Annotated in this window: 24 protein-coding genes and 1 pseudogene; 14 read left to right on the top strand and 11 right to left on the bottom strand. The window is 46.0% G+C overall.

Features of this window, described 5'->3' with window-relative positions; genetic code table 11:
* Positions 1-20: 20 nt before the first annotated feature.
* On the bottom strand, positions 21-311 hold the full coding sequence (locus tag AB4384_RS18545) for a co-chaperone GroES (protein WP_010433998.1): 291 nt from the start codon (positions 309-311) through the stop codon (positions 21-23).
* 218 nt (positions 312-529) lie between these two features.
* On the opposite strand from AB4384_RS18545, the gene AB4384_RS18540 reads away from it, so the two are divergent.
* Complete coding sequence (locus AB4384_RS18540; protein WP_017067999.1) at positions 530-1,879, top strand: MATE family efflux transporter; 1,350 nt, start codon at positions 530-532, stop codon at positions 1,877-1,879.
* A gap of 62 nt (positions 1,880-1,941) precedes the next feature.
* Here AB4384_RS18540 and AB4384_RS18535 read toward each other — a convergent pair whose 3' ends face one another.
* Both AB4384_RS18535 and AB4384_RS18530 read right to left on the bottom strand, forming a co-directional pair.
* Positions 1,942-2,238, bottom strand: a complete 297-nt coding sequence (locus AB4384_RS18535; RefSeq protein WP_017067998.1) for a HigA family addiction module antitoxin — start codon at positions 2,236-2,238, stop codon at positions 1,942-1,944.
* A complete protein-coding gene (locus tag AB4384_RS18530) occupies positions 2,238-2,516 on the bottom strand; it encodes a type II toxin-antitoxin system RelE/ParE family toxin (RefSeq protein ID WP_017067997.1) in 279 nt (92 codons plus the stop codon). The genes AB4384_RS18535 and AB4384_RS18530 overlap by 1 nt, the downstream gene beginning before the upstream one ends.
* Positions 2,517-2,671: 155 nt before the next feature.
* On the opposite strand from AB4384_RS18530, the gene AB4384_RS18525 reads away from it, so the two are divergent.
* Complete coding sequence (locus AB4384_RS18525) at positions 2,672-3,157, top strand: methylated-DNA--[protein]-cysteine S-methyltransferase (RefSeq protein ID WP_372129928.1); 486 nt, start codon at positions 2,672-2,674, stop codon at positions 3,155-3,157.
* Positions 3,158-3,328: 171 nt separating this feature from the next.
* On the top strand, positions 3,329-3,454 hold the full coding sequence (locus tag AB4384_RS18520; protein WP_258183539.1) for a hypothetical protein: 126 nt from the start codon (positions 3,329-3,331) through the stop codon (positions 3,452-3,454).
* Positions 3,455-3,469: 15 nt separating this feature from the next.
* Here AB4384_RS18520 and AB4384_RS18515 read toward each other — a convergent pair whose 3' ends face one another.
* From AB4384_RS18515 to gpmM, 3 genes are all read right to left on the bottom strand, one after another.
* A complete protein-coding gene (locus tag AB4384_RS18515) occupies positions 3,470-3,793 on the bottom strand; it encodes a nucleotidyltransferase family protein (RefSeq protein ID WP_136989515.1) in 324 nt (107 codons plus the stop codon).
* Positions 3,783-4,229: an HI0074 family nucleotidyltransferase substrate-binding subunit gene (locus tag AB4384_RS18510; protein ID WP_102320020.1), complete on the bottom strand. Its 447-nt coding sequence runs from the start codon at positions 4,227-4,229 to the stop codon at positions 3,783-3,785. Before AB4384_RS18510 ends, AB4384_RS18515 begins: the two co-directional genes overlap by 11 nt.
* 285 nt (positions 4,230-4,514) lie before the next feature.
* Positions 4,515-6,047 (bottom strand): 2,3-bisphosphoglycerate-independent phosphoglycerate mutase, encoded by a 1,533-nt coding sequence (gene gpmM / locus AB4384_RS18505; protein ID WP_104216251.1) that lies wholly within the window; start codon positions 6,045-6,047, stop codon positions 4,515-4,517.
* 350 nt (positions 6,048-6,397) lie between these two features.
* On the opposite strand from gpmM, the gene wecA (AB4384_RS18500) reads away from it, so the two are divergent.
* Together wecA (AB4384_RS18500) and AB4384_RS18495 are read left to right on the top strand one after the other, a co-directional pair.
* Positions 6,398-7,462 (top strand): UDP-N-acetylglucosamine--undecaprenyl-phosphate N-acetylglucosaminephosphotransferase, encoded by a 1,065-nt coding sequence (wecA, locus tag AB4384_RS18500; RefSeq protein ID WP_372051586.1) that lies wholly within the window; start codon positions 6,398-6,400, stop codon positions 7,460-7,462.
* Positions 7,463-7,870: 408 nt separating this feature from the next.
* The gene (locus AB4384_RS18495) at positions 7,871-8,068 is read left to right on the top strand and encodes a hypothetical protein (protein WP_372097698.1); all 198 of its coding nucleotides are present in this window, start codon (positions 7,871-7,873) and stop codon (positions 8,066-8,068) included.
* A gap of 67 nt (positions 8,069-8,135) precedes the next feature.
* Here the strand turns inward: AB4384_RS18495 and AB4384_RS18490 are convergent, their stop codons facing one another.
* Entirely contained in the window at positions 8,136-8,294 is a 159-nt protein-coding gene (locus tag AB4384_RS18490) for a hypothetical protein (RefSeq protein ID WP_372129927.1), read from the bottom strand.
* Between the two features lie 190 nt (positions 8,295-8,484).
* On the opposite strand from AB4384_RS18490, the gene AB4384_RS18485 reads away from it, so the two are divergent.
* The 7 genes from AB4384_RS18485 (at position 8,485) to AB4384_RS18455 (ending at position 15,637) form a co-directional block, all read left to right on the top strand.
* On the top strand, positions 8,485-8,871 hold the full coding sequence (locus tag AB4384_RS18485; protein WP_372129926.1) for a type II toxin-antitoxin system RelE/ParE family toxin: 387 nt from the start codon (positions 8,485-8,487) through the stop codon (positions 8,869-8,871).
* 2 nt (positions 8,872-8,873) lie between these two features.
* Positions 8,874-9,158 carry a NadS family protein gene (nadS, locus tag AB4384_RS18480; protein WP_017067989.1) on the top strand — a complete coding sequence of 95 codons (285 nt, stop codon included), beginning with the start codon at positions 8,874-8,876 and terminating at the stop codon, positions 9,156-9,158.
* Positions 9,159-9,859: 701 nt separating this feature from the next.
* Positions 9,860-11,491, top strand: coding sequence for a site-specific integrase (locus AB4384_RS18475; RefSeq protein ID WP_372129925.1), 1,632 nt, complete (start codon positions 9,860-9,862; stop codon positions 11,489-11,491).
* Positions 11,488-11,754: a hypothetical protein gene (locus tag AB4384_RS18470; protein WP_372129924.1), complete on the top strand. Its 267-nt coding sequence runs from the start codon at positions 11,488-11,490 to the stop codon at positions 11,752-11,754. Before AB4384_RS18475 ends, AB4384_RS18470 begins: the two co-directional genes overlap by 4 nt.
* Before the next feature lie 18 nt (positions 11,755-11,772).
* Positions 11,773-12,801: a hypothetical protein gene (locus AB4384_RS18465; protein WP_372129923.1), complete on the top strand. Its 1,029-nt coding sequence runs from the start codon at positions 11,773-11,775 to the stop codon at positions 12,799-12,801.
* Positions 12,735-14,411, top strand: coding sequence for a hypothetical protein (locus AB4384_RS18460; protein WP_372129922.1), 1,677 nt, complete (start codon positions 12,735-12,737; stop codon positions 14,409-14,411). Before AB4384_RS18465 ends, AB4384_RS18460 begins: the two co-directional genes overlap by 67 nt.
* Positions 14,408-15,637: a hypothetical protein gene (locus AB4384_RS18455; protein ID WP_372129921.1), complete on the top strand. Its 1,230-nt coding sequence runs from the start codon at positions 14,408-14,410 to the stop codon at positions 15,635-15,637. The genes AB4384_RS18460 and AB4384_RS18455 overlap by 4 nt, the downstream gene beginning before the upstream one ends.
* A gap of 268 nt (positions 15,638-15,905) precedes the next feature.
* On the opposite strand, the gene AB4384_RS18450 is transcribed toward AB4384_RS18455, so the two are convergent.
* Positions 15,906-16,412 carry a GNAT family N-acetyltransferase gene (locus AB4384_RS18450; protein ID WP_017071689.1) on the bottom strand — a complete coding sequence of 169 codons (507 nt, stop codon included), beginning with the start codon at positions 16,410-16,412 and terminating at the stop codon, positions 15,906-15,908.
* Complete coding sequence (locus AB4384_RS18445; RefSeq protein WP_017067984.1) at positions 16,403-16,669, bottom strand: DUF1778 domain-containing protein; 267 nt, start codon at positions 16,667-16,669, stop codon at positions 16,403-16,405. The genes AB4384_RS18450 and AB4384_RS18445 overlap by 10 nt, the downstream gene beginning before the upstream one ends.
* A gap of 583 nt (positions 16,670-17,252) precedes the next feature.
* Here AB4384_RS18445 and AB4384_RS18440 point away from each other — a divergent pair.
* On the top strand, positions 17,253-18,416 hold the full coding sequence (locus AB4384_RS18440; protein ID WP_102420252.1) for a site-specific integrase: 1,164 nt from the start codon (positions 17,253-17,255) through the stop codon (positions 18,414-18,416).
* Positions 18,413-19,000 carry a hypothetical protein gene (locus AB4384_RS18435; protein WP_372129920.1) on the top strand — a complete coding sequence of 196 codons (588 nt, stop codon included), beginning with the start codon at positions 18,413-18,415 and terminating at the stop codon, positions 18,998-19,000. Before AB4384_RS18440 ends, AB4384_RS18435 begins: the two co-directional genes overlap by 4 nt.
* A 126-nt stretch (positions 19,001-19,126) precedes the next feature.
* On the opposite strand, the gene wecA (AB4384_RS18430) is transcribed toward AB4384_RS18435, so the two are convergent.
* Positions 19,127-20,206, bottom strand: coding sequence for a UDP-N-acetylglucosamine--undecaprenyl-phosphate N-acetylglucosaminephosphotransferase (gene wecA / locus AB4384_RS18430; RefSeq protein WP_372129919.1), 1,080 nt, complete (start codon positions 20,204-20,206; stop codon positions 19,127-19,129).
* A gap of 137 nt (positions 20,207-20,343) precedes the next feature.
* Positions 20,344-20,604, bottom strand: a pseudogene (locus AB4384_RS18425) (hypothetical protein); the annotation flags it as partial.

The raw sequence follows: 20,604 nt of genomic DNA, 5'->3' as shown, positions 1-20,604 counted from the left end.
AGAGTTAAATGAAAAATAGATTACTCGACGATCGCCATGATGTCGTTTTCAGACATAATCAGAACTTCTTTGCCGTCGATTTTTTCAGTTTTCGTGCCGTAACCTTCAGCAAAGATAACGGTATCGCCAACTTTTACGTCCAACGGTTGCACTGAACCGTTTTCTAGAATGCGGCCTTTGCCGACAGCTAGAATGATACCGCGAGTCGATTTTTCTGCGGCAGAACCAGTTAGAACGATGCCACCAGCAGATTTAGATTCAACTTCTTGGCGCTCAACGATAACTCGGTCATGTAGAGGACGGATATTCATCGGTCTTATCTCCTGATAATTTCCATTTAAATTTTGATAGTTGCCACGATTAGCGTGGGTCAAACAATATGTTGGGGGCGATGTGAAAGATCCCAAGGGGGGAACGAAAAAATTGTGAGCTAAAGTGCAGATTCTCACCCCTCATCTTTCCCTGCTTTTCGTTTACTCGTATCCCGCATCTGTTTATCCTACGCTTTTGGTTTCTATCGGCGTTTTGCATGCAAGATAAGCACGGGCTATTAACGGCCCCAATTGAGAGTACATTGCGTACCATGACCATACCGACCATATTCGGTATGGTGGCGATCTTGATGTTTAACTTGGTCGATACCTTCTTTATCTCACTGCTCGGCACACAAGCACTTGCAGCAGTGAGCTTTACCTTTCCAGTCACCTTTGCCATCAACTGCATCACCATGGGGATTGGTATTGGCTTATCGACATGTATCGGTCGATTGCTTGGCCAAGGCAGCGCACAAAATGCAGCACGCTTTACCTGCCATGGATTATTACTCGCGCTACTTCTGGTCTGCTGCGCTTCCGCTGTTGGCATTATCTCACTCGACCCCTTATTTACTTTATTGGGTGCCGAAGCGGAGTTACTGCCTCTGATCTCTGAGTACATGCTGATCTGGTATATCACCATTCCCCTATTAGTGATCCCAATGGCAGGCAACAGCGCTATTCGTGCCAGTGGCGATACCAAAACGCCTGCTAAAATCATGATGCTGGCAGGGTTAATCAACGGCGTTCTCGACCCTTTGCTTATTTTTGGATACGGCCCCTTCCCTGAACTAGGGATTCAAGGTGCTGCAATTGCAAGTGGTTTCAGTTGGTTTGGCGCTTTGTGTTGCTCGCTGTACATCTTGATTAAACGAGAAAAGCTTCTGGCTTTACCGAATATCAAAAACATCCTTAGCGATTGGTATCAAATACTGACTATCGGCACTCCTGCGGCACTGTCCAATGCGCTCAATCCATTAGCGGGTGCCATCATAATGATGATGTTGGCCAAACAGGGAACCGAAGCCGTTGCTGCTTATGGTGCTGCTCAGCGTATTGAATCCATTCTTATCATTGTGTTGATGTCTCTGACTTCAGCCCTTACGCCTTTCATGGCGCAGAACTTTGGCGCAAACAACTCTCAACGCAGCTTTAAGGCATTGTTTCTCAGTATGCGTTTTGCTGTGATGTTCCAAGGTTTGATTTTCTTAATGATGGTGCCGTTGAGCATCCCCTTAGCTGCCCTGTTCTCTCAAGAAGAATCCGTACGAGGCATTTTGTGGCATTACTTGTTGGTCGTCCCCTTTAGCTATGGATTCCAAGGTATTGTGATGATGCTGATCAGTGGAATGAATGCCATGCATCAACCACTCAAAGCCTTTCAATGGAGCTTCATGCGTTTGTTTGTGTTTACCTTGCCCTTTGCGTGGATAGGCAGCCAAATTGATGGTGTCGAAGGGTTGTTTATTGGTTTAGCCTTGGGGAACATCATGGGTGGTATTTCAGGGTATTGCTTTGCACTTCGTGTGAGGGCTAAAGCAGATGCGGGATACGAAGAGGGATAGTACAAACCAAAAACTGAAAGACAAACGCTGACTACGCAGCGCTTAGTCCATCTTCGTTATATTTATGTCGCTAGAGCAAAGTTGATCGTATTTACCTTCGCTAGATTAACGTTCTGTTTTGCTTGCCACAGATCATAGTGATCCTGCATTGTTAACCAACTCTCCGGGGTTCTACCCAGTGACTTAGAAAGACGTAAAGCCATTTCAGGAGAAACTGCACTTTGGCCTTTAAGAACACGATTCAGCGTAGAAGGGGATACATCAAGCTGCTTTGCAACAAAACGACAGCTATAACCAAACGGTTCCATATATAGGTCATAAATAAACTCACCTGGGTGAGGAGGGTTGTGCATACTCATTAGTGATAATCCTCATAATTTAAAATATAGGCATTACCATCAATAAATTCGAAAGTAATACGCCAATTACCATTTACTGTGATTGACCAAATACCATCTCTATCCCCTTTTAATGGGTGAAGCTTAAAGCCAGGTAGATCAACATCATCAATAATGGTTGCAGTATCTATAGCTGCCAACTGCATCCTAAGCTTACGCTCATGCTTAGCTTGAATACCGGCTTTACTGCCAGTCTCAAAAAACTTTTTGAGACCTTTATGCTTGAATGTTTTAATCATACAGAGATTGTAGCGTGTTGCGCATCATGAATCAAATTTCAAGCAGCTTAAGAGCAGATGCGAGATTCGGGTAAACGGGATGCGAAGAGCCTCAAAAACAGATACGAGATTCGAAGAGCTTGAGAGCAGAAAAAGACTAAAAGAAGGAAGATGACATGGAAGACACCACTTACAAAATGCTTTATGACGCACCAATTGGCAAGATGATCATTGTGAGCAATGGTGTGTCGCTTATTGAAATTGACCATGTAAATCACGAAGAGCTAATGACTAGCAATCCAGATGACCTTTGCCAACTGGCAGCGAAACAGTTAGATGAGTACTTCGCAGGTCATCGAATAGAATTCGATTTGCCATTAAGAGCGATAAAAGGCACTGACTTTCAAAAAGTAGCTTGGCAGGCTTTAACAACCATTCCTTATGGCGAAACCATCAGTTACGGTGAACAAGCGAAAATAATGGATAACCCAAAAGCCGTAAGAGCTGTGGGTGGTGCAAATGGCAAGAACCCATTTAGTATTGTTGTGCCTTGCCATCGAGTCATCGGCGCAAATGGCACATTAACCGGCTACACCGGCGGCATGAACCGCAAAGAGTGGTTACTGGATTTTGAGCGTTCGGTTGTAGATAGAACGCAATAAGCCTTACCTCGCTAGATCAATAATATAAAGTTTCACCATCAAGAAGCGCCATTATCACCAGACAACATATAGTCTATATTTAAAATTTCATACAAAGAGGTGATGGTAATGTCCACTGATACGATTGAATCTTATGAAGATCGAAAGCGTAGAGATGGAGCTATAGCGCTAATGAAACTATTATCGTTTTCTATTGATGATAAAAAACATGGCCGAGTCAATTCAGGTACTCAGATTCGAGATAAACTGGCAAAACGTAAACAATCGGTTCAAGAATCAACATCACCGTTACGCTGATAATAATACGTTCGGTTACTTTAGTTTAATCCCATAAGTGTCAATATGGGCAAGTAACTCGCTTGATGTAATTCTATGCTTAACGAGCAAGTCAACCTTGAATGGAAGCGACGACTGTTCTAAACGATCTTGCAAGCCTGCGACAACACTTAACGAAATCCCATTCCCCTCGATAACAATATCGATGTCGGAGTTATCTTTATAACTTCCAAGGGCTCTAGAACCGAATACCCAGGCATGAATGACTGCGGCATGACTCAAAACAATGTCCTCAATCAACTGATACTGATGAGGCTTAAGGCCGACCGAGTCTGGTTTAACCAAATAACTATCGATCACATTTAACCTCTTGTTCGCATTGACCCTCTTGATCACATTTAAGCTTTAAATAGAGTGTGACTTGCCCTATCACTGGTGAAAATGACTCTAAGATCAGTGACTGAGCTTCAAGGACATTTTCCTCATCATAGGTGTAGGACAATAAATTTCGTTTTATGAGTGCTTCAAGCATAATCTCACACTGCTCCGAAGACAGGTGCTTAGCTTCTAAGGCCGTACGAAAAACGCTCCTCGGCGAAGCCACATCAAACCCTTCAAACTCAAGTAAGTCTTTAAGGGTCTTCCATGTCAGTTCGAAAGAAAATTCAAAAGTTTGTACTAACCCAGCGAGCTCTAACTCATTGTAGCTATCTTGTGAGCACGCTCTCTCAAGCCTTTGCTGCGCTTTCATTAAGTTTTGCAGTCGTTGCTTCCAACGGTCTGGGTTTGAGTTCATATAAACAGCCTAAATATAAGGTAAAAGACAAGTATAGTATGAGCCTTAAGCTACCTAATCATTCAAGAAATGTCACTCTTTCGATATTCATCAAGACTGTTCTTTTCGTCTTTTGTTTAAGGTCGTGCCCTTATGTTCTCCCCTGCATGTTTTTCTTACCCAATACCTGTCCTTAAGCTCTTCGCTACTCGTTTACTCGTATCCCGTATCTATACTCAAATTCCAGATACAAAAAAACGGCCACACTCGCGTGCAGCCGTTCTAGTATTCGATGAAAGTTAAAAACTATTTAACGATCACATCACCTGACATTTCTGCCGGGATTGCGATACCAGACAAAGAAAGCATCGTTGGTGCAAGGTCAGACAGCTTACCGCCCTCTTTGAACTCAACGTCTTTGTTACCTACGTAGATAAGTGGCACTGGTAGGTTAGTGTGTGCAGTGTGGATGCCGCCCGTTTCTGGGTTTACCATCATTTCCGCGTTACCGTGGTCAGCTGTGATTAGCAGTTGGCCGTCAGCTTCTTTGATTGCTTCAACCACTTTACCAAGACATTCGTCTAGAGACTCTACCGCTTTAACCGCTGCATCATAAACGCCAGTGTGGCCAACCATGTCACAGTTAGGGAAGTTACAAACGATAGCGTCGTATTTGCCGCCTTTGATTGCGGCAACAAGCTTTTCAGTTAGCTCTGGTGCGCTCATTTCTGGCTGTAGGTCGTAAGTTGCTACTTTTGGAGAAGCAACAAGTTGACGCTCTTCACCTTCGAACTCGTCTTCGATACCGCCATTGAAGAAGAAAGTAACGTGCGCGTATTTCTCTGTTTCAGAGATACGTAGCTGCGTTTTACCTTGCTTCGATAGCCATTCACCGTAAGTGTTCTCTAGAGAAGCCGGTGGGAATGCACATAGAAGCGGGATGTCTGCTGCGTATTGAGTCAGCATCACGAAATCGATCGCTGGGAATACGTTACGAGCAAAACCATCGAAATCAGGAACGAATGCACGTGTAATTTCACGAGCACGGTCGGCACGGTAGTTCATGAAGATAACTGCATCGCCATCTACGATAGCGGCAGACTCTTCGCCTTCTGCTTTGATTTCTGTCGCTTTTACAAACTCATCGTTTTCATCACGAGCGTAAGCCGCTTCTAGGCCAGCAACCGCTGTATCAAACGTGAATTCTGCTTTTGCTTGAGTCAGCAGGTCGTAAGACTCTTGAACGCGATCCCAGTTGTTATCACGGTCCATTGCGTAGTAACGACCAATAAGCGAAGCCACACGGCCTTTGCCTAGCTTAGCGAACAGTTCTTGGAAACGTGCCAGTGTGTTTTCTGCGCTACGTGGCGGCGTATCACGGCCGTCTAGGAATGCGTGTAGGTAGATTTTCTCTGCGCCACGTTCTGCTGCCATTTCAACAGCTGCGTAGATGTGATCTTCATGAGAGTGAACGCCACCTGGAGACATAAGGCCCATGATGTGAACCGCTTTCTCAGCTTTCACCGCTTTATCGATAGCGTTAACCAGCGTTTCAGTTTGGCCGAATTCGCCGTCTGAAATTGACTTAGTAATACGAGTAAGATCTTGGTATACCACGCGACCCGCACCAATGTTGGTGTGACCCACTTCAGAGTTACCCATTTGGCCATCAGGTAGGCCTACATCTAAGCCAGAAGCCGAGATTAGCGTGTTAGGTTGGTTAGCAATAAGACCGTCTAAAACTGGAGTCTTAGCGTTCGCGATAGCGTTGTCTTGGTTGTCTTCACGGTAACCGTAACCGTCAAGGATCACTAGAGCCATTGGCTTCTTAGCTGACATAGGACTGACCTCGTTCAATTCAAAATAAATCGGTATAAAAACAAATTAGCGTAATTTTACTACAGTTTACAGTCAAAACTGTAGTGGAAGATCAAGAAAGGGCGCAGGTAGGATGATCGAATGTGAAAAAAAGCGTCATTTTGTGTTTAAGGCACCTACAAAGCTTAAGCAATAATACTAGCCAAAACATCGTAGCCACCATTCTTAATCAACGTTCAATTACATACTAAAACCAAATGTCACATTCAAAATGCACAGAACAAAACATACTCAACCAGGTGTACATATTGATAGTTTTAGCGTAAGATACACGCAAATAAACTCCTACAAAAAATTGGCTAGAGTTCATCATGTTATTAGAGCTATCATTTGTTGGCTTCTTCTCCTTTTCCTCACTCTTTTTGATGAGAAAAGTGGCAAAATCCATTGGCTTAGTGGATAAACCGAATGAGAGAAAGTTACACACTGGTGCGATCCCATTGGTAGGTGGTATAGCGATCAGCTTAACCATTGGCCAATTCATCGTTACCCATCCAGACGTCATCCCGCATAGCCCACTCTTTTTAGCTTCTGTTATTGCTCTTATTATTATCGGGGCGCTTGATGACAAATTCGACATTAGCTTCAAAATACGACTGGTGGTGCAAGCAATTCTCTCCATCGGCATGATGTATTTCGCCGACATTCGATTAGATAACATTGGTAACCTGTTTGGTACTGGCGACCTGCATTTAGGCTTCCTGAGCCCTGTAGTAACCATACTCGCAGTGATTGGCGCGATTAACGCGTTCAATATGGTCGACGGCATTGATGGATTGTTAGGTGGGCTTGCTATTGTAACTTTTGGCGGTATCGCCGTTTTACTTCAAGTCGACAGCCAACATGGCTTAGCGTATTTATGCGTGGTGTTCATTGTCGCAACCATCCCTTATATCTTAATGAACTTAGGCATTCTTGGGCGAGAGCGTAAGGTCTTTATGGGCGACGCTGGCAGCATGATGATTGGCTTTACTGTGATTTGGTTACTGCTGGGCGCAAGCCAAGATCCATCAGAAGCTATGATGCGACCGATTACTGCACTGTGGTTAATTGCTGTTCCGCTGATGGACATGGCTGCCATCATGTTCAGACGCGTACGCCGCGGTGACTCCCCTTTCAAGCCCGACAGAGAGCACCTACACCACATCTTCCAACGCCTTGGTTTTACATCGCGACAAACCCTGGCCATCATTTGTGCTATCGCAAGTAGCTTCGCTGGCTTCGGTATCTACGGAGAGTTCCTAGAAATTGCTGAATCGACCATGTTCATCCTGTTTATGATTTGTTTTGCTTCATACACTGTAGCTATGAGCTATGTTTGGCGCATCACCAGCTGGATTAGAAGTTTGCGTAACCTTCCAGAAAAAGTCTACTAGTGATTAGAAGTGTATTAATAGTTTAGTTTCCAGAAAGCACGTTCAATGAACGAGCTTTCAAATCAAAACTTCTTAAGCAAAACGTAAAAAGGGCCCAACCTCATATTGAGATTGGGCCCTTTTTCTGTGTTTATTTTGGTTTAAGCGATTGTGATTTAACTCTGAAGCACGTCACGATGACGAAGAACACACTAAGCTCTGGCACTTGGAAGTATTCATCTCATAGGCCCAATGTTGAATAAACTAATAGCAACAAGCAAATCAAAACTAAAGACTCGCGTGGAGTAAAACTTGCGCCGTTAGGCCGCTATGCTAATCTCATTTTGTTAGGTGGTTACTCGGCCCTCAGGTAACCTTCAGTGAAAATCGAGCGTTGGTGATAGGCGCTTACATCAAGAGGACAACATCATGTTAGCCCCAATTCTCAGTGCGTTGTTAATGACGATTCCCTTTATCGCGGTCAGTGATAAGGTTCCTTCTTGGCTCAATGTCACCGGCTGGACGTTGATCGTATTGATGCTGTTGCTAGGCTGGGCAACATTAAAAGCCGATAACATCATCGCTTGGTGTGAAAAGCAACGGGATAACGACCGCCCGACTCGTTAACACGAAGGCTTACCTTTTACTCACATTAACGTATCGAAAGCCGCCGCCTTAAAACGGCGCATTTTCGCTAGGGCTTGTCTTTCACGTCTTGTGATTTCTTCTCTTCAGCGTCATTGGGACGTCTTGAACACACCTCTTCAAATTGATTTAACGTCGTTTCATCGATCGCGCCTGATTGGTGTAAATCATTGACGGTCTCACTCACTGTCTTCAATACATCGCTCATCTCATCCTCACTTTGATGCTCACAACCTTTGCTTTTGTCCTCTGAGCTTAACAGAAACGATACCAAAACGAACTCATAAGATCAGTCGCAACTGGCAAAGTGAATCAGCGCTTTTCAACGTTAAATAAACCTTAACTTAAAGACTCAAGTTTGCGACAGAACCGGGGATTCGCAAGAATACGGCGTTGATATGTGTCTTAATCAAAACTTGCCAAAAAGTAATCCATTGGCTTACACTTCATTTATGCATACAATCGTTGAATTACCCGAATACAAGAAACGAGTTGAAAAGCTCCTTTCTGAGGAAGAGAACAAGCAAATCATTAATTATCTAGCAGAGCACCCGAAAGCCGGTGTGTTAATGCAAGGGACAGGTGGAATTCGTAAGCTCAGGTGGGCAAAAGAGGGCAGTGGTAAAAGTGGTGGTGTAAGAGTTATCTATTACTACCATAGTGAAGAAATACCATTGTTTATGCTTTCTCTCTTTGGCAAAAACGAGAAAGCTAACTTATCTAAAGCTGAATGTAATGTTCTTAATAAACTAACCAAAATACTTGCAGACAGTTACGGGAGGTAATCATGACTAATGCATTTGAAAGTATCCAGCAAGGTCTCATGGAAGCCATTGAATTCGCAGATGGCGAAAACAAAGAGGCTACAGTTCACAAGTTTGACTCTGTTGACGTTAAAGCGGTGCGTAATAATGTAGCAATGACTCAGACTGAGTTTGCATCTACATTTGGTATCAGTCTAGGTACATTACGTCACTGGGAGCGTGGAGATAGAACACCAAGAGGTCCTGCTTTAGTGTTACTGAATGTACTTGCGAAAGATCCCCAAGCAGTAATCAGAGCTCTTGCTTGAACTACTACACCTCTAAAGGAGTATTAATCCCTATCGCTCTACCATTAGAATTGAATCGGCTTACATTGTCTCTTATAGGCGTTTAACGTGTTGGTCGTCCCTACCACCAAAAGATTTATGCTGGTGACCTTAACCCCTCAAGTGGAAGCGGGTACACCTAAAATGTAATGAGATTAAATGCAATGCATTGCAATGCAATGTGACATCACACATAAAACACAGATAACGGCTTGACGTCACCACTGAACATTGGCTAACTTTATAAAAACAGCCGTACACGGTTGTCTTTAGACTCAATATTGCCATGTTCTGGCACTAAGCGAGATAAGTATTGCGGTCTCGCTTCAACCTCGCCATTAAGGTACTGCCTTATAAATAACGGGAAATGGCCGTCCCCTTTACACTCAACTGCACCATGACCGCACCTCTTTGTGCGTCATGCAGTGTCACTCGCGAGACTTTCATACTCTCGCTCACTAACTGGCGACACCGCTTGTATTGCTGTGTTGCAGTACTGCTGATTGTTACTCAGCGCTGAGATGGGATTGCCCATCAAGGACCTGATAACCTCACACGCAGACTTGATCATGTTCCATCCTGATCACACTTAACTCTCTATTTTCTTACTGAAACGTACAACATTCGGATTATCGAATCACGTACGTTCGGCTTACTTTTATCATGCCTAAAGGATTTTACTTATGGGTAGACAATCAAATGAAAAAAAGCGCAACCGAGCCAACAATGCTGGCGGCGTTCCCGTCGATGCGTATAACGTCGGCCTTGCCATCGCCAATGTATTGCATGAACTCAGACCCAAGACGTCGGGCGTGCTGACTGAACCCACGACACCCCTCAACCTTTATCACATTTACTTTCTGTATTTATGGATCGCAGGCCACCTGTCTGGCATCGAAAGAGAACAGGATATTCCCGATCTGGTGTTGGTCTCAGGGCGAGTCGATTGTGCGCTTCATCACCTTCGCCGAGTGCGTGAAGGTGGCGTTTCATGGGTCGAATATGCCATACCTTGCGCCTTGGCAAAGGAAACCGTGTATTTATGGCAACCCATGCCAGACGCGCTCAATGCCGTCTTTAGCTATTGGCTTACTCATCATGACACGGAGCTTCACCTCAATAAAATGCAAAAGAAACAGCTCTTTTGGCGATTAAAAAAGAGAAAGCTACGCACGCCGGAGGCGCTCAGAAGCCAACTTGTGCTGCGAAAAGACCTCTTGTATTCCTACATCGAGCGAATGGCACATTGCGATCCTTATCTCTCACTTCCAGCCCAAAAACTCATCACCGCCAAGAAAGTCCACCATCACAGTGCACTGAGTTACCAAATGTTGAACTGCGATCAAATTCGCTATGAGATTTTTTGTGCGCACAACCGCTATTTGCAGAGACTCATTCCCCAAATAAACCGGCGTCATATTAAACCCTTTTGTGATGTCAGGCTTCCCACCACTGGCGCACTTATTCCCGTCTTTACAACGCTTAACGAGCGTCCCCCTTACCTGAAAAAAGCAGGCGCGATCGTGGCTTTCACTCTCGAACTGACCGAGGGCGCTCGAACCTATATTCCAATACCGCCCATCTCCATTGGCTCTACGCGCGCGATCCCGATTCCCAAGCTGAGTCTCTTCTTTGGTCACCTTCGCCAACAACTGGCAACGGCGCCAGAAAAAAACGCCTCCCAAGACGCGCTTCGTGAGTATTACAACGCGCGCACCTACGAACTGGCGTTGTTATTTGTCCTTCTTACCGGCACTCGCCCTACTCACCACATCTCGATAGAACGGGAAGCCTGCTTTGATTTACAACGCGCCCTTATCAAAGACAAGGGACGCTATCGCCTTATTGATATTCCGAACTACTTACGACAAGCGATTGAGTCTTACCTTAAACTTCAAGCGCGCGTGCTCCAAACGTTAGCGCCCAATGGCGCCTCTGCCATGGGCCCCCTATGGTACTTGATTGATGAGAACAACGTCGCCGTCCCCCTCACCGCAAAAACCTTGAGGTTGTTTATGCATGCACAGTGGCAGCATTGCTTTCAACAAAGGCTGGAGGCCCCCGAAGAAAAAGTCGTCCCTTACCAGCTTCGTCACAGCTTTGCCCAACACGCCTTGATGGCCACTCACCCACGCTTAACCACCCAACAAATTGATGTCCTGATGGGCCACAGCGAACTGGGTGAACACCTTGGCAGCGCTTATGCTTTTCAAGCTTGCAACCAAACATTGATTGCGCATTTGAACCATTGGCCATCGCGGCTGCAGCTCTCTGCCATTACGCCCTGCCCTTCAAAAAAGGACCGTGCCTTATGAACCGTCAAAGCCACACCGCAAAACACATCCATCACTTCTACCAACAGCAGTCGCTAGCGTGCGCTGAAGTTGACGCCTTCGAGGCCTTCTTAACGCTGCTTTCCCAAGAGAGGGGCCAAGAAAGTGAGCATGAACGCCAATTGACCGAGTCACAAATGGCCTCGATAAACCGAGCCATTTCAGGCATCCCAACAGGCCGGCAAAGAGCCTTAAAACGGGCGCGTGATGAGACCCTTTACTACCTAAACCAGGTGTGCGGCTAGGACTTACCACCGGTAAAGGTGCAACAATTTAACGATCATGAACACTTGTGGTTGGTTTCGCTGTATCAACAAAGTGCAAGGGCCCATGCTATCTCTTTGCATTACCAACAAGAGAGCCTGCATCGTATCAAGCACAGAGGTAGCCCAAACTTGGCGTGGACCGTGTTGACCTTGATGAGAGAAGTGGCGCCTCTGCCGCTCAACGCTTGGTGTGAAAGACTCAATGATCCTACCCCGCTGGAGCGCATTGGCGATCAACTCACCCTAACCATCACGCACCCTGTTAACCTATCGTATTTTGATGATACCGAACCCGTCAGTTTTACGCGCTACGCCGTATCACCGCTTGCTGCCCGCGCCTTCTATGACTGGCAGTGCCAGCAAGAGCCGGGCAACCCAAAGGTGACACTTAACCGATTGCTCAACTCACTCGATGATTTTTATCCCTCTGCGCAGCGCAAAGCGCTTACCCCTCATCAATGGCAACAATCTGTCCAAACCTTATGGCTTCATCGCTTCGCCATCCCCCCTGAAATATTAAAAGATTTCTCTGATCCCATGCGCCATGTAAGTGCGTTACCACAAGAGGCGGCCTCATCGCGCGTAGCCAAAGCGCAAGATATTTATCAGCCGCCATCGTTTGCAAAGATAAAACCCAAAGATGCGAACCAAGAGACTCCGTTTCATCGCTGGCCTCACGCCATGCTCATCAAGTCGCTCAATACGCCCCAACAAGCTGCGCCCACTCAGCCCGAGTGGCAAGCCGACAACCTGTTGCCCCGCTTATTGTTTGATTATGTGCAAGAGCTGAAGCAATTTGGCGGCGTGAAAAAAACACCCTCAGCCCCGCCACCTTGCTGCGCTACACCAGTTTTAAAAATGAACTGTCGACGACCCCACTCCCTCTCTCGATCGCCAATGACAGGGAAGCCCTGCAACAATGGGCCAAAGACCGATACCGCCTCATCCAAGACGAGACAATGGAAAAATGGACTCTGTATCAATTCTTCCGTTTTCTCACTCAGCAATCCATCACTGAGCACTTAGATCTCTCGACTTTCATCAAACCGACCCAAAGCCTAAAAATTGATGCCCTTTCTCTTAGCGCTGAAGAGGTGCACCACCTGGTCACTCAGTTATTAACGCACAGCCTTTCCCCGATGCAGGCGTTATTTGCGAGTGTCAGCGCGTTATTGAGTTATTACGGCGCCCTTCGACGAGGGGAGCTCTTACGCCTGCGCCTTCAAGATATTCGATGCACCCACGAAAAAGGTCAGTTATTTGCGATCTACATTACCAATACCGAGGAAGGCAAAACAAAAAGCGGAGACGCGCGCACGGTTCAGGTTGTGATGCCCGAAATCGGCGCCAAATTAATAAGGTTGTTACTGGCGTTCAAAGCCAACCGTCCTCCTAGCGAGCCATTCATTGGCTTTGAAGGCGAGTCCATCCATTTACGAGCGCGCCACTACCTTTTGCCTATCACGAAAGTGCTCAAACAATTACACGGTAAAAAAGCGCGCTTTCATCACCTTCGCCACAGTGGCGCCAAGCTGCTCTATCAACAAGCACTTTGCCTTGCTAACGGTGCGGCGCCAAAGGCTTGGCATCCAACGCATCAACCCGTCACCGCGTCTCTCTTCTCAACATCCGTTGTAGAGCAACGATTTCAATACTGGTTGCAAGGGCGTTCATTTTCAGAGTTAAACAATATGCTGCTGTTTGATGAAATCGGTCGAATGCTGGGCCATCAACACTATGCGACAACCCGACTGCATTACCTGCATGGCATGGAATGGGTCGCGCCTGCCTTTCTCCCTCAACAGCGAGAATACACACATGCCGAGCTGAGATACCTCTGGGGAATGAAACCAGGTTCCAATGACATCACTCGTCTTCTGATGAGACTCAGCCCTCAATACGCCCAGCTTTCACCCTCTGAAAAGCAGCGCCACCTGCCGAGCTTTACTCATGCACAGCTGGCGGAGGCTCTGAGCCAACGTTTGGGCAGCAAGCGCAAACCAAGTGGTGATCAAGAACGACTTCAAAAGGCGGAGTCAAACGACAACGAGTGGATTGGACTTTGGACAAAAGGCGTCTCAAGTGTAGCCCAAACCCGCCCTTATCGTTTTCAGTGGGAAACTCGAGAACAAATCAAACGCTTAAAAGAAACGCCTTTGGCTTTTTCCATGGTGAGTGACGCATGGCGCGCCTTTGGGCAATACCAAGGCATTGAATGGAATAAAGCCGCACGAACCGCCCTACGTCCCCTTGGCGAACTACACCTCGAAGAAAAACCGCCGCAAAGCGATGACGAGGGAATGAACAACGGCAAGCAATTGTACTTTCTTAGCCCATGCAACCAAAAGGTGGAAAAAGCGCTCCACACCCTCAAGCAATCACCGCTCAAATACCATTGTCATATCACGCTGCATCAAAACCGAAAACGTCTCGACAGTAAAAAATGGGACTTTATACAGGCGGCTTTACTCACAGCAAAAGACACCGCGAATAAAATCATCATCCCCACCGGTCGCACTCAACTCAAGATAGCGTTGGGGTTAGAGGTCACCGATCCACTTCTTCTAGAGCAATTTCAAACATGGTGGAACACCATGATACTTAACGCCTCACAACCAAAAGGACACACATTATGAACACACTGAACTTTCAACCAGAAGTACACGCACGCATTACCGAGCTGGTTAGCGGCATCAAAAAAGGCAGCGAGCACCCCTTTGTCACCTTCATTGTCACTGATAAATCGCTTCATCTCATTGGCGGCGCGACGGAGAAGCTCATCATGACCACGTTGGACAGAGCGTCGGATTGCACATTGGACAACGCCGCTTTCTCGTTTAGCGCCACCGCTTTTGCCAACCTATGGCTGTGCCAAACCAATCATATCGACCAAAAAGAAACGATTTCATTGCAGCTCCGTCATGACAACCAACAAGACGGCGTCGTGCTGGAAGGGCGAACCGAACTGAACTCCTTTCGCTACGCCCTCGCGCAGCCCGCTTGTGAACATCATCTAGCCTTCTTTGATAGCGTCATGACGCACCCCAAGCAAATGATTGAGGCCAAACAAGCGCTGGCGATATGTCAACTGGCCAATACCTGCACCCCTTTCTCAGTGTTTGAGGTCAACAAAGACAGCAACCGCGTTCAAATAGAGCGAGACAACGACATCATTCCTTTCGCGCTCCCTAAGGGTATGAACATCGACATCGATATGGCCCTGACTCCAGAGGCCAAGCACTCACTGGAATCGATCGCGCAAACAACACAAAGCGAGACCTTGTCTGTCTATATCGATGATGAGCAAGCGATGTTTAGCGATGGAGAGCAGGTGTATTGCCACTCCCTGGCGCCATTGCGCGCCTACCGAGAAAGACAGCAGCAACATTTTGAGTTAGAAGCCAAAGTGGTGATTGATATTCTTGAATTTAAAGCCGAAAGGGACAATTTTCAAAAAATCGAAGAGATAAAAAAAGCCAACCAAGCCTTACTTTACCTCACCCCTGAAAGTATGTATTTCGCGAGCTTAGCACCCAAAGTGGGCGCCTTAATGGCACTCACGACCAAGAGTATCATTACTTCACAAGAACAACTGTATAGCGTCAACCTCAACGCCTTATCAAATGTACGTATCAAAGACATCACATCGGCTGATCAAGTCAAGATGACGGTGCTGCGCAGCGCGCAAGGTGAACTCAAATTGGGGTTTCACAATGACGAAGATGGGAAGCACCCTTATTACAGTGTGCCTTTGGAGCGTGCTTTGCCACTCTTGCCTGAGCTAAAACGGATCATCGATATCTCACAGCTCTCAAGTGATAAGCCTGAACAAAACGATCTGTTTGGATTTGATGACGTGTAATGCCATTAATGATAGTCAGTAAGTGCTCAGACGTCGCGCTGGGAAAAGGCTTGATAACAAGATCGGGGGCGTCGATAAGTAATGATTCTACAATCAACATGCTAACGAAGTTATCAAGTGTTTTACCCGCTATTTGTGGGCATTATTTACTGCAATTGGGATTTGGATGAGCGTTTTACTGTTCAATAAACCAGCAAGCCTTTTCCGGGGCGCTAGAGAGCGCCTCAACGCTGTCCTCGATAGCGCTACTCGACTTTCACGTTTATACTCAGGGGGCCTGGAGTGATTGGGTTAAATCGCTGATTCTTGCCATCAGCACCAACCTATCTATACTCGATTCTTTAAAGCCAAATTTTGTATAGAAGGACTGAGCTTCATCGTCTAAAGCATGAACTAATATACTTGCCCCGCCGACCACTTCCATTGCTGCCATAGAGCGCAAAATACAATCTTTGAGCAAACCAACAGCGATATGTTTACCTTGATATTTCAAATCAACGGCAAGTCTCGCCAATACAACCATTGGTATTGGATCGGGGCTATTGCGTTTTAAAGCACTAAAAGCGATATCTCTTGATACCGACCCCATTGCGATAGCGTAGTAACCCACTACCACGTTTCTTTCTGAATCAATGACGACATAAGTTTTCGCACTACCACGGTTTTGACTTTTTAGCGCTTGTTTCTTAAGCCACAGATCGAGAGATTCAACACCACAACAAAAGGAATTGATGAGATCACTGCCTGTAAGTAAGCGAGGTTTAATCAATCCCAAGGCGACTTCCTTTGGAATAAATCTTGAACACCCTCAAGAATTTTAGGTGGTTCATCAAACGCTTTTTCAAAAGCATCAAATGCCGCTTGTTCTAATCTAAAATCTTTCTGATCTGCCAGTACTTTTTGAGCTTCATTCAAAGCGGCTTGTTGAATGAATACGGTTCTATCCACTTTCTGTAGGCTTGCCGCTGCATCAATAACATCACGGACGGAAGGAAATACTCGCATATTGATCGGGGCTGATTTGGTAGCCATAATAATTACCTGTGTATATCTATCACGTATACAAGCATATCACCACAAACCGTATAGTCAATAGATACACAACCTATCAACTATGCATACTTTTACCGTTCTTGAACATCAAGCTTTTTAGCCGAGCCCACCGCACAGCGAAATTTGCCACCAAACCGTACTCAGGACCAAAAAAACGTCAAGAAAAAATAGACGAAGACGGAGAACCGGCTGACATGTTTGGGTTTGATGACACATCAGCGGCGCACCAATGAGCCGTCATTTTTGATGAAAAAACCACCAAAGCACTGGACATCGATCCAGTAAACTACTAGAGTCAATATTGAACGTTTTATAGGCTATCGGAAGAAATGGGCGTGAAGACACGCTTTAGGATTTGGAAGATACCGTGAAATACGTTGGCAGATGATGACCTTGCGTCACACCGCCACACACAATATGCAGTTGGGATAGGAAGGCGGCAACCTCCCTACCCCGTACCGGCTGCGACACGTTTAAGCAGACCCAGCCGATGGCTCGATTCTAGCGAATTCCATTGGTGAGGGACAGATCTATTTAAGATCTGATATCAATGGAGGCCGCTATGGCTCATCTTCGCATCCGTCCTAATGGGCGCATTCAGTTCGATCTTCATTTGTACGGCCAACGCTTTCGCGAAGGTACCCAGCAAATGGCCACCCCAAAAAATGTCAGGCTTGCTCAAGCCACACTCAAACAAATGAACGCCGAGATTGACCTTGGCTCCTTTCAATACCGTGATTACTTTCCACACAGTAAAAAAGTGGCCTTGTTTGAACGCTTACAGCGCGAGAAGTACCCCGACCACCTGTATCCTTTTTTCAATGACTTTGCGAATCAGTGGTATGAGCGTCAAAAAGGCAATTGGAAAGCCAGTTATAAAGGCGTGGTAAAAAACACCCTTGAGCACTACCTCATTCCGCACTTTGGCAATACCTTAGTCTCTGAAGTGTCGCTCTCTCAAGTGGAATTTTTTCGTCAGACCCTGCAAGAAGCTCGTAAGGCCAATGGCGAGCGACAACTCACCAACAAGCGCATCAATAATATTTTATGGCCGCTGATTGCCATTCTGAGCCTCGCCGCCGAAGAGCATCATTTTGATTACCCATTTCGACGCTACAAATCCCTGAAAGAGGAAAAAGCGGATTCGAAACCGCTGACCATGGATGAAGTCCGTACTTTCTTAGAATGCTGTGATGAGCAATGGCATGATTATTTTTTACTGCGATTTTGGACGGGTATGCGAAGTTGTGAAGTGCATGGCCTGTATTGGGAGCACATTGATTTTGACCATCGCTTGATTCGCGTGAGACAAAATTATGTGAATGGAGAGATTTGTGATGTGAAGACGCCGAAGTCACGTCGTGATTTGCAGATGTGCGACACCTTGTTCGCGGCGTTAAAACGTCAGTGGGAAAAGAGAGATGAGTGCAGCTCATTTGTGTTTGCCTCAAAAAGTGGGCGTGGTCTTGATACCCATTACGTTAGCCGAAAGATATGGCACCCCACATTGAAAAAGGCCGGTCTTAAACCTCGCCGCGCCTACGAGACACGCCATACGGCTGCGGTACTGCACATTGCCGCGCATGAAAATCCGATCTATATCTCACACAAACTCGGGCACAGCGACACCAAATTGCTGTTTGAGGTCTACGCCCCTTACGTGGCGAACGCTTCTGGTCAGGATGGACTGGCGTTCAATGACATGATGTTAGGAGGCGAAGCATGATGATACTGACCTTTAACCGCGCTCAATACTTCCATCAAAACCTAACCGATAATGATCAACTGTGCGCCTTTGCATTAGGCTCTGAACTGCCTTCGGTTTATACACTCATCGGCAACAAACAAGAAATGGCGTTAAGTTCATTGAGCGAACAACACCGTTTAGAAGCGATAGCCAAGCAATGTTATGAGCGTTTTATGGAGGATCCGACGTTGCAATCGGTACTCGATAAGTACGCCGACAGTATGATGACCTCGGGCATGGTTATGTTTCACGATGTTCGATTACACGCTCAGTCCCCTGGGCTGACTTTAGCGAAGTACTACTGCGCACTTAAACAAACAGAAGGGCATTTGGATAGGTCGATGGTGTGGGAAAAACACCTTCAATGGTGCCAAGCGTTATCTTTTGCTTTATATGAACATTGCCAAGATCCACGCAGTGATATTTGTTATGGAGAGAAGACCGTCATTATCGATAAGCCGCATAACAGGCAGTGTTACAGCTACACAACCATCAAGAAACCGGTGTCGTTTCAGCTCAACCGATATCAGTACAGGCAGCAGCCTTGGCAGTGGCAAGACTAACGATACCGATAGGATAGCGATAACAAGGGCTAGTGCTTTCTAGCCCTGATTCACCCGAGATCAAATAGCAGGCGAATCATCGTCGTTTCACCGAGTTATTTAAGTGATTAGGTGCTGGCTATTAAGTTATTTTGCAGCGGGCTTCTTCCACTTTCTTACTATCTTGGCCATTTTAAATGAGTGCGTCATCGCGTAAGTGTGGCATAAGAAACACGCCACAATGGTGTAGAACATAATGTATTCCGCCACTTGGAAGTATTCGCCTAGTAACCCGAGCGTTGAGTACACCAATTGCACCAAGCAGATCACCACTAAAGATTCACGAGGCGTAAAACCGATGCGTTGCATGATGTGGTGAAAATGCTCGCGATCCGGTTTAAACGGAGAATGCCCCTTACGAATACGACGGATCATAATGGCCATCATATCAATCAAAGGCACCGCAATTAACCACAATGCCGTCACCGGACGAATCGTATAGTGGCCGTGTTCAGGCTGTGTTCCTCGGATTAAAATCCAGATCACGAGAAAGCCGATCATCATGCTACCGGCATCGCCCATAAACACTTTACGTAGTTTGCCAAAATACCCCAAATTAAACAGCACGAAGGGAAGTAAGATAACCACCATCACTGCCATAAAGAAGGTATAAAACTCAAGGCCATGGGCATAGAACAGCACACCTAACGAGGCAAACACCACTATGCTTAAACCACCCAATAGCCCGTCAATACCATCAACCATGTTAAAAGCGTTAATTGCACCGATCACAGCTAATATGGTAACAACATAATCGATGGCAACCGGAAAGTCCCAAACACCAAACCCAAACGCATTACCAACATGAGAAAGCGTTAGCCCGGTATAATGCATTACGATCAGCGTCAAGACAGCTTGCACACCCATGCGAAGTTTAAAACTGATATCGAAGCGGTCATCTGCCACACCGATCAGCACCAGTATCGTTAAGCACGTGGCGATTACCTCTATGTTATTGATTTCTGACGCACTCACGTAGAAGAAGTACAATAAGGTAATACAAAGGGAAATACCGCCCACCAAAGGGACCACACCCTCATGATGTTTTCTAGCATTCGGTTTATCAACTAAGCCAATGGCGTAGCCCACTTTGCGCATGCAGTACAACACCGCCAACGAAAGGAAGAAGAACAGAGAAAGTTCGACAAAGTATTCAAACAATGACATTAATTTAAGCCTTGGGGTTTGTTATTAAATAGTATTTTTATTGCGTTTTTTACAAATAAACCAAGATCCCCACCTATTGGGGAGGATCAATCGCGAAGTAAAACTGTCTCAACTTCGTCTCAGCACTGAGACAACCATCAGACTAAGTCATGGTTTTCATTAGAAAAAAGAGGATCACAAAGGATCCTCTCTAATAGGTGAGACTGTTGGTTTAGCAGCCTCATACGTTCGGCCAACCAAACGCGGCAATGCTCAAAGCTTTGCCCTGAATACTTATCTTCGCCACACAAGAACGACCTACACACCGTGAAATACAGTGATAACAGGCCGTGTCTTGAAGGGAAACTTGAGTTGAACGTGCTTGAGTCACCCTGAACACAGGGCAAGATTACGAAGCC

It is taken from the genome of Vibrio sp. 10N.261.51.A4 (assembly GCF_041471945.1).
Lineage (GTDB): Bacteria > Pseudomonadota > Gammaproteobacteria > Enterobacterales > Vibrionaceae > Vibrio > Vibrio crassostreae_C.
Note: the sequence above shows the minus strand (reverse complement) of the source record. Positions and strands in the feature narration are given on the sequence as shown.

Coding starts and splice junctions, on each gene's coding strand:
- AB4384_RS18495 (WP_372097698.1), top strand. CDS start 7,871: ATGTTAGCCCCAATTCTCAGTGCGTTGTTAATGACGATTCCCTTTATC.
- AB4384_RS18445 (WP_017067984.1), bottom strand. CDS start 16,669: ATGGCTACCAAATCAGCCCCGATCAATATGCGAGTATTTCCTTCCGTC.
- AB4384_RS18460 (WP_372129922.1), top strand. CDS start 12,735: ATGGAAAAATGGACTCTGTATCAATTCTTCCGTTTTCTCACTCAGCAA.
- AB4384_RS18540 (WP_017067999.1), top strand. CDS start 530: ATGCAAGATAAGCACGGGCTATTAACGGCCCCAATTGAGAGTACATTG.
- wecA (WP_372129919.1), bottom strand. CDS start 20,206: ATGTCATTGTTTGAATACTTTGTCGAACTTTCTCTGTTCTTCTTCCTT.
- AB4384_RS18490 (WP_372129927.1), bottom strand. CDS start 8,294: ATGAGCGATGTATTGAAGACAGTGAGTGAGACCGTCAATGATTTACAC.
- AB4384_RS18485 (WP_372129926.1), top strand. CDS start 8,485: ATGTGTCTTAATCAAAACTTGCCAAAAAGTAATCCATTGGCTTACACT.
- AB4384_RS18530 (WP_017067997.1), bottom strand. CDS start 2,516: ATGATTAAAACATTCAAGCATAAAGGTCTCAAAAAGTTTTTTGAGACT.
- wecA (WP_372051586.1), top strand. CDS start 6,398: ATGTTATTAGAGCTATCATTTGTTGGCTTCTTCTCCTTTTCCTCACTC.
- gpmM (WP_104216251.1), bottom strand. CDS start 6,047: ATGTCAGCTAAGAAGCCAATGGCTCTAGTGATCCTTGACGGTTACGGT.
- AB4384_RS18440 (WP_102420252.1), top strand. CDS start 17,253: ATGGCTCATCTTCGCATCCGTCCTAATGGGCGCATTCAGTTCGATCTT.
- AB4384_RS18520 (WP_258183539.1), top strand. CDS start 3,329: ATGAAACTATTATCGTTTTCTATTGATGATAAAAAACATGGCCGAGTC.
- AB4384_RS18525 (WP_372129928.1), top strand. CDS start 2,672: ATGGAAGACACCACTTACAAAATGCTTTATGACGCACCAATTGGCAAG.
- AB4384_RS18435 (WP_372129920.1), top strand. CDS start 18,413: ATGATGATACTGACCTTTAACCGCGCTCAATACTTCCATCAAAACCTA.
- AB4384_RS18545 (WP_010433998.1), bottom strand. CDS start 311: ATGAATATCCGTCCTCTACATGACCGAGTTATCGTTGAGCGCCAAGAA.
- AB4384_RS18470 (WP_372129924.1), top strand. CDS start 11,488: ATGAACCGTCAAAGCCACACCGCAAAACACATCCATCACTTCTACCAA.
- AB4384_RS18535 (WP_017067998.1), bottom strand. CDS start 2,238: ATGAGTATGCACAACCCTCCTCACCCAGGTGAGTTTATTTATGACCTA.
- AB4384_RS18475 (WP_372129925.1), top strand. CDS start 9,860: ATGGGTAGACAATCAAATGAAAAAAAGCGCAACCGAGCCAACAATGCT.
- AB4384_RS18510 (WP_102320020.1), bottom strand. CDS start 4,229: ATGAACTCAAACCCAGACCGTTGGAAGCAACGACTGCAAAACTTAATG.
- nadS (WP_017067989.1), top strand. CDS start 8,874: ATGACTAATGCATTTGAAAGTATCCAGCAAGGTCTCATGGAAGCCATT.
- AB4384_RS18455 (WP_372129921.1), top strand. CDS start 14,408: ATGAACACACTGAACTTTCAACCAGAAGTACACGCACGCATTACCGAG.